Below are 8003 nucleotides of genomic sequence, written 5' to 3' on the forward strand. Positions count from 1 at the left end.
CAAGAGGTTAGGCTTAACTGTTGGCTTGCTGTTTATGGTATAACATTGATCATCAGACTATGAGTGAGCTACAAACAAGGGGTTTATGTTTGACCAACCTTAACCAAAAGTATCAGCAGCCTTTCGCCGAGAGTATTATTTTAAGCTGCTTAGCCTTAGTAATGCTTGCTTTCACGACCAGTAGTATTCTATTTGTCGCTTACTTCGTTCTCGATTTACCCCTTGGAACCGATCCTCCCTCAACTATTTTATCGATTTCCGTGAGCCTGGGTTTGCTGATCAGCTATGCACTAATAATACGTCTTAGCCGTTCTTTTTTCTCTGCCATTTTTGTGCCCCAGCTAAAGGCTTCTCTGTTTTGGATTGTTGGTTCAATATTGATCGGAGTCGTGTTTTCGATAGTAGTGTTGTGGTTTGCTCCACTTTTTAAACAGCCATCCGAGATTGACTCTACTTTTGAACAAATTTTAACGGGGGGAGCTACTGCAAAAGCCTTATTGTTTATTTCTGTCGTTTTGCTGGCCCCCATTGGCGAGGAATACCTTTTTAGAGGTGTTTTGTTATCTGGTTTATCCTCGCGTATGAGGACAATTTCAGCTATTTTGTTATCCTCTGTTGTTTTTATGGCCTTTCACCTACTAGAATACTACGGTTATTGGTTTGCTTTGGTGGCCATTTTCCTATTGGGGATACTATTAGCGATGCTACGGCTACGTAGTCAATCTATGTTGGTGCCGATACTTTGCCATGCTAGTTATAACTTAATAATGTTAACCCTTGCTTAGTGGATTGATCATTTTCACTAAACAACAAAAGTGAAGGAGAAAAGGGTGAAACTTTTTATTCGTTTATTTATTTTCTTATTAATCGCCGCAGCTTTAGCTTATGGCTATATCTGGTATAAAAATAAACAAGCTATTGATGATATATTCTCTCAACTTCGTATGTTTACCTCTGCGAGCTACGACACTACTTTTGTGAGTATTGACGGTAAGTCTGTAACCCGCGGTATTAAGTTTACTTTTCCGGGTACAAGCACAGACGCCACCATTGATGAGTTTCAAATAGGTACAGAAAGTCTAATAGAATCTTTTAAGTTGGTACGCAGCATTGAAACTAGAATGTTAAATGATGCACCTTCTTCAATGGTGCTCAAGGTTCAAAACTTCCAGTTTCCGCTAACCTTAGATTTAGAGTCTGATTCATCTTTTGCGACAGAGCCTGACTTTTTCACTAAACTGCAAATGGCTGGCTGTGATAATAAGCGCACTATCAGCATCAGTGATTTGAATGAAATGGGTTATAACCAAATATCCTTGGACTTAAATACCAGCATCAACTACGACCACCATATAAACCAAGCAAAATTCGTTGTCTATGCTGACGCTCGTGATTACGGCAGTTTCCAAATAGACTCTCTAATGGATAACATCAGCCAGAATTCTTATAACTCGAAGCTCAAAAATATAACCATGACCATTAAAAATGATGGTTACGTTAACCGCTTGAATGAATTCTGCGCAGATCTAGTAGGCGTTTCCAAAGAAGACTACTACCAACGCCACCTGGACTACTTTACTCATCTTTTATATAACGAGTCTATTTATCTCAGCGACGAGTTTTATATGCAGTACGCCGATTACGTCGCTAATCCCCGCAGTATTAAAATCTCTACTTATCCCGATAACTCTATGGACCCATTTCAGCTTATGTCCATGTCACCTCAACTCATGGTTAGTAGTTTAAATATGTCGATCACCATCAATGACCATGAAATAAGGCAACTTTTTGGTGCTCGCCCCAATCCCGAAGACTTACCTGAGTTGGATGAGCCTGTTCAAGTGATAGATGACAGCATTGAAACTATTCAAGGCTTAACCTTACAAGAAACCGACACGTCACAACTTGCCAACTACATAAATTATCAGGCTTATTTTGATTATCGAGGTAAGTCCTATAAAGGTGTTATTGAATCAGTAGAAGGTTCTGTTGCACGTATTAATACACAGGTTTCCGCAGGTAATTATTTGCAAATGCCTTTCAGGGTTTCTGAAATTCGTAATCTACAAGTTAGGCGAGAGTTTAATGGTGATTAACACCTGAAAACTTTATCTTTTATATCTACTTTTAATAGTCCCGCCTTAGTGCGGGATTATTTATTTCGTTACAAGTTCCTTCAGTTTTCCATATCTTGCTGATTTATCTCATTTTATGCCTAGCGCTTCACAATGCGGAGACCAGTAAAAAGCTTATTGTGAACTGCTTCATACATATCGCTTTGTAGGTGTCGGGAGGTGTGCAATAATCGCCGGCAATTTTGCATAATTTCATTTGATATCTTTTGATACCAAGCAGAGCTAAAACTATGAAACTTCTCAATCGACAGCAACTTACAACTAAACTCTTAGTTACCAGTTTGTACTTATTGTCTGCCACAGTTCTAATTTTGGCCTTTTTTATTGATCGTCCTGTATCCGATTCACTAATAAGCCTTCGCGTCTTTTTGTTTATTATGGTGTTACCTTTAATTACCAAATTAATGGTTCAACTCTATGCAGCAATAAGATATTCACTCCAACCTGTAAACCAAGGCTACTCCACCATGGTTCCTTACAAAGTGAGTGTCTTATTGCCAGCCTGGAATGAAGAGGTCGGGATTGTCAAAACTATAGAGTCGGTGCTTCAGTCCAATTACCATGACTTTGAATTAATCGTTATAAATGATGGTTCAACCGACAAAACTGATCAATTAGTTCGTCAATTTATTGCTGACTATGAAGCTGACTCTAACCCCAAGGTTTCCATTAAATATTTATCATTACCTAACGGTGGTAAAGCCCACGCCCTAAACAAAGGCTTGGAACTTGCAACCGGTAATATTGTTATTACCATTGATGCTGACTGTATCGTTGATCGCAATGCTATCTATAGATTTATACAACGCTTCGATGATCCGTCAATTGGCGCGGTTGCCGGTAATATTATTGTTGGCAATAAAAGGAAGCCTCTTGAATGGTTGCAACAACTTGAATATGTCTGTGGGTTCTTTTATAAACGAGCTGACTCTTATTTCAATGCCGTCCACATTATTGGTGGCGCTGCAGCCGCTTACCGTAGAGATGTACTTATCAATTTGAAAGGTTTTGATGAAGAAATTATTACGGAAGATATTGATCTTTCGATGAGTATTTTGAGCCATGGATATAAAACACGTTATGCTCATGACGCGGTTGTTTATACTGAAGGTCCAACAGAGTGGAAAGGTATACGTAAGCAACGTCTTCGCTGGAAGTATGGACGTATTCTTTGTTATTTAAAGCATCGTGAATTATTTTTAAGTAGTAATTCACAACACAATCGTTATTTATCCTGGTTTATTTTGCCGCTTGCTGTATACGCGGAAATCATGCTGCTTAATGTTGGTTTGTTTTTATCGTTATTCTACTGTTACGTGATAGCCAGTCAGGATTTTGCACTATTAGCATCAGTTATATTGGTATCATCTAGCCTGGTAGCTTTACAAATTAAGTTGGACTCAAAATCAAGTTATCACAAAAACCTATTGCCGTTTATCCCAGTGGCTTGGTTATTACTTTATGTGATTGAGTTTATTGAGCTGGTTGCTTTAACTATGAGCTTACAGAAACTTTATAACCGAGAATCTGTTAAGTGGCAAAAATGGAATAGGATTGGTCTTCAACAGCAAACAGCCGAACAAACTTCTTAGCTTATTTTCCTATACAGAAACTACTAAATATTCGTCCTAATAAATCATCGGCGGTAAACTCGCCGGTGATTTCTGATAATGCATTCTGTGCTTGACGCAACTCGTCAGCCAATAATTCTCCCGCATGATACACTTCAAGTTGCTGTCTACCATTCTCACAATATAGTAATGCCCGCTCAATGGCATCCAGGTGACGGCGACGGGCAATAAATGACCCTTCTGATGTTTGCTTGAAACCAACAATATCTTTTAAGGTGTTTTTTAGTTCCTCAATACCTTGCCCAGTTTTAGCACTAAGAGGAAGTACCTTATATTCTGTAGCATCTGGAAGTTCTAGCTGGTCCGTAAGATCGACTTTATTGGCAACGATCAGAAGCTTATCTTTAAATTGTTCAAACTTTGTAAATGCTGGATCAATTTCATGAGGTACAAACTGGTGTGTCTCACTTGCGTCAGCTACCAAAACAATTTGATCCGCTTTATCTATTTCTTGCCAGGCACGTTCTATACCAATTTTTTCTACCGTATCGTCACTCTCGCGTAATCCTGCTGTGTCAATGATGTGAACCGGTAATCCATCAATATGTATATGCTCTCGCAATACATCTCGCGTGGTACCCGCAATCTCTGTGACGATAGCTGACTCTTTTCCAGCCAGAGTATTAAGTAAACTTGATTTTCCCGCATTAGGTTTGCCCGCAATAACTACTGTCATACCCTCGCGCAGAATTGAACCTTGCTGGGCTTCTTTTTTTAACTGCTTAATTGCGTCAATAATCGCATAGAGATCTGTTTGTACTTTTCCATCGGATAAAAAATCAATTTCTTCTTCTGGAAAATCAATTGCTGCTTCTACATAAATTCTTAAGTGAATTAAAGATTCAACCAATTGGTTAACTTTGTTTGAAAACTCGCCCTGCAAAGAACGCATTGCCGATCTAGCGGCCTGTTCAGAAGTAGACTCAATTAAATCAGCTATTGCTTCTGCTTGTGCTAAATCAAGCTTGTCGTTCAAAAATGCTCTTTCTGAAAACTCACCAGGCCGGGCAATCCGAGCACCAGCACTTACCACTTCTTTAAGTAGCATATCCAGGATTACAGGACCACCATGTCCCTGCAACTCAAGTACATCTTCGCCGGTAAATGAGTTGGGTGCTTTGAATAAGATGGCTATGCCTTGATCAATGGTGTGACCCAAATGATCTAAGAAGGGGAGGTAGGTTGCTTCACGAACTTTAATAGATTTGCCAAGAATGACTTGGCTAATTTTAGTAGCGTCCTTACCAGAAACTCGAATAATGCCAACGCCACCTCGACCGGGTGGCGTTGCAATTGCAGCAATTGTATCTTGACTGGTCACTTTAACGGATCGTTTATTTACTTTTAGCTGCGTGTTGTTTTTCAATCTTTTTTGTTATGTACTGTTGTTGAGCAACCGATATCAAATTGTTGCATAACCAATAAAGTACCAAGCCAGCAGGGAAGAACAACATAAAGACTGTAAAGACTATAGGTAAATAGCTCATGATTTTTTGCTGCATCGGATCCATTGTTGGTGACTGTGGTTGTAGCTTTTGCATTAACCACATACTACCGCCCATTAATAACGGCAATACGAAATAAGGATCGGCAACTGATAAATCCTGAATCCAAGCCACGAAAGGAGCATGACGCAATTCGACCGCTTCAAACAATACATAGTACAAGGCGATGAAAATTGGGAATTGCAATATCATTGGAAGACAACCACCAAACGGATTAGCGCCTTCATCTTTATACATCTTCATCATTTCTTGTTGCATGCGTTGCTTATCTTCACCGTAACGCTCTTTCAACTGCTGCATTTTTGGAGCCAATTTACGCATATTAGCCATTGAACGGTATTGCGCAGCTGATAATGGATAAAGCAATGCTTTTACTACCAAAGTTACCAATATAATGGCCAATCCCCAGTTACCAACAAACGAAAAGAAAAATTGCATCAGCTTATACAAAGGTAAGCCAATCCACCAAACCCAGCTAAGGTCCAGTGATTTTTCTAAACCAGGCGCAGCTGCTTCCAAACGCTTAAGAATTTTTGGGCCTACATATAAAGTAGCATTAATAACTGATTCACTTTGTGCTGGTACTGAAACCGTAGGCTGGATGAAACGAATAACCGTATCCTGGTTTGACTTTACTGTTGTGGTAACTTTGATTTGTTCCTGTTGCTCAGGAATCCAGGCCGAAATGAAGTAATGCTGTAAATAACCAATCCAACCCCCTTGTCTAGTCACATTTATTGGTTCTTCAACCAAATCTTCGACAGACATTTTTTCATACTTTCTTTCTTCAGGAGAGTAGGCAACGCCGATAAATGGTGACATGCCAAATGATGATTTCTCTTCCAACCCTGTTGGCTTTTGATCTCTTATAAGCTCTGCAACAAAATTATAAGTTCTATCATTGGACGATTGGTTTTTTACCTTATATTCAACACCAATTTCATAATCATCACGTTTGAACTTGAAAGTCTTGGTAAACTCAACACCGTCTTCGTTCACCCAAGTCAGCGGAATTTCTAGCTCATTTTTGCCGTCTGCTAATTGATAAGCATTTTGCTTTACCTGGTAAGTGGCACGAGGTAATTGATTGTCTGGAGCACCATTACCTAGTAAAGCACTTTTGGCCTGATATAAGCGATCGCGATAATCAAATAAGACAACCTTTTCTTTTTCGCTATCAAGCTCGCGGTTATAATCATTCAGCTCTGCATAAACCACATCACCGCCAACTCTATCAATCTTCACTTTGAAGACGTCAGTGACCACTTCAATTAAGTTACTGCTCTTAATTTCACTATCTACAACAGCATCTTTCTGCCCAAACTGTTCGTTCACTTCCTGTTGTTGTGATTGTGGCCCATAATCTTTCTGCCAAGCTTGGTATAACAAGAAGGTGCAGATAGCAAAACCTAAAATAAAAAATCCGCGCATCGATTCCATAGCAATCTCTTTTGTTCTTTGCGTGTTGTGTTAATCGTTTACCGGAGGAACCGGATCGTGTCCGCCTTCGCACCCAGGATGGCAACGAGCAATTCGTTTTATTGTTAACCAACTGCCTTTTATTGCGCCATGCTCTTGCAGTGCCTCTATCGAATAATTAGAGCAGGTAGGATAAAAACGGCATTGATTACCCATAACAGGGCTCAATACCTTTTGGTATCCACGCACTAATACAATTAATATTCGATTGATCACTTGCTAGACCTTTTCTGTAAACGAATCCACAGTTGTTCAAGGTGCCCGAATAATACCTTATTCGGTAACTGACTACTACCACATCGGGCTAATAAAACAATGTCATAAGTCGGTATTTGATGTTGATTTAAACGAAAGCTTTCACGAGCCAAGCGCTTGATTCTATTACGATCAACAGCATTGCGGACATTCTTTTTTGCAACAATTAGACCAATTCTTGAACAGTCTTTAAGATTAGGAACTGCGAGCAGGGTATAAGGGGGGCAAACTATCTTTAGAGGGTTGTTATTAAAAACCCTTTTGTAATCCTCTGCTGTGAGCAAGCGCAGACTTGTTGGAAAGTCAGCTGAAAGCTGTTTTTCACAAGCCTGCTCGTCGCTCACATCAAGGAATGCTTTACTTATCAGGCAGCTAGACGCTTACGACCTTTAGCACGACGACGATTGATAACCTGACGGCCATTCTTAGTTGCCATACGTGCACGGAAGCCGTGAGTACGCTTGCGCTTGATAATGCTTGGTTGAAATGTTCTTTTCATCGGATTAACCCACTAGCCAATAAAATTTGAGCCGAAATTTTAGTATCGCCTGATTGCGACAACTAAAAAGGATGTACAGCCCTACTACAAGGACGCGAGATTTTATAGGATCCACAGGCTTTGTGCAATGATCTTATTGGTTATTTAACAATCTTTTACCAGTTCTTTTTCTGAGCGTAGTCGGCGGATTTTTGTACAAACCGTCTTATCTAGTGTTTTGAGTTTTTAAAACCACAATATCATCGATCTTCTCGTTTATCTTATGCGCAACTGTGGATATTTATTTTTTTGTCTAACTCCAATTTTCTTGGTTTTTCATAAGTTTTATGGGTTCTCAGCTCCAAAGCCAAAATTATACTCAATTTCATAGGTTAAGTAAGCTTAAACTATCTTTTATTGAGTTGTTAAGCGTGTAATATTAATAAAGTTATTTAAAAGATCTTATTATTATTATTAGCAAGTCCATTTGTTGTGTATAAGTCTCTTTTATTTTTGTTTT

Annotated in this window: 8 protein-coding genes; 3 read left to right on the top strand and 5 right to left on the bottom strand. The window is 39.2% G+C overall.

Going from position 1 to position 8003, the window contains the following annotated elements; translation table 11 throughout:
- Nucleotides 1-89 precede the first annotated feature (89 nt).
- The 3 genes from KKOR_RS13250 to KKOR_RS13260 all read left to right on the top strand — a co-directional run bounded on the left by KKOR_RS13250 (nucleotide 90) and on the right by KKOR_RS13260 (nucleotide 3727).
- Nucleotides 90-785 carry a CPBP family intramembrane glutamic endopeptidase gene (locus KKOR_RS13250; protein ID WP_143715072.1) on the top strand — a complete coding sequence of 232 codons (696 nt, stop codon included), beginning with the start codon at nucleotides 90-92 and terminating at the stop codon, nucleotides 783-785.
- Nucleotides 786-830: 45 nt separating this feature from the next.
- On the top strand, nucleotides 831-2096 hold the full coding sequence (locus KKOR_RS13255) for a hypothetical protein (protein WP_015781654.1): 1266 nt from the start codon (nucleotides 831-833) through the stop codon (nucleotides 2094-2096).
- A gap of 506 nt (nucleotides 2097-2602) precedes the next feature.
- The gene (locus KKOR_RS13260; protein ID WP_228638665.1) at nucleotides 2603-3727 is read left to right on the top strand and encodes a glycosyltransferase; all 1125 of its coding nucleotides are present in this window, start codon (nucleotides 2603-2605) and stop codon (nucleotides 3725-3727) included.
- Nucleotide 3728: 1 nt separating this feature from the next.
- Here the strand turns inward: KKOR_RS13260 and mnmE are convergent, their stop codons facing one another.
- From mnmE to rpmH, 5 genes are read right to left on the bottom strand one after another with little or no spacing between them, the layout of a single operon-like run.
- On the bottom strand, nucleotides 3729-5087 hold the full coding sequence (mnmE, locus tag KKOR_RS13265; RefSeq protein WP_015781656.1) for a tRNA uridine-5-carboxymethylaminomethyl(34) synthesis GTPase MnmE: 1359 nt from the start codon (nucleotides 5085-5087) through the stop codon (nucleotides 3729-3731).
- 13 nt (nucleotides 5088-5100) lie between these two features.
- Nucleotides 5101-6711: a membrane protein insertase YidC gene (gene yidC, locus KKOR_RS13270; RefSeq protein WP_015781657.1), complete on the bottom strand. Its 1611-nt coding sequence runs from the start codon at nucleotides 6709-6711 to the stop codon at nucleotides 5101-5103.
- Nucleotides 6712-6741: 30 nt separating this feature from the next.
- The gene (yidD, locus tag KKOR_RS13465) at nucleotides 6742-6966 is read right to left on the bottom strand and encodes a membrane protein insertion efficiency factor YidD (protein WP_015781658.1); all 225 of its coding nucleotides are present in this window, start codon (nucleotides 6964-6966) and stop codon (nucleotides 6742-6744) included.
- A complete protein-coding gene (gene rnpA, locus KKOR_RS13275) occupies nucleotides 6963-7349 on the bottom strand; it encodes a ribonuclease P protein component (protein WP_015781659.1) in 387 nt (128 codons plus the stop codon). Before rnpA ends, yidD begins: the two co-directional genes overlap by 4 nt.
- A 20-nt stretch (nucleotides 7350-7369) precedes the next feature.
- Nucleotides 7370-7504, bottom strand: a complete 135-nt coding sequence (gene rpmH / locus KKOR_RS13280; protein ID WP_015781660.1) for a 50S ribosomal protein L34 — start codon at nucleotides 7502-7504, stop codon at nucleotides 7370-7372.
- Nucleotides 7505-8003 lie beyond the last annotated feature (499 nt).

This window comes from Kangiella koreensis DSM 16069 (assembly GCF_000024085.1).
Taxonomy (GTDB): domain Bacteria; phylum Pseudomonadota; class Gammaproteobacteria; order Enterobacterales; family Kangiellaceae; genus Kangiella; species Kangiella koreensis.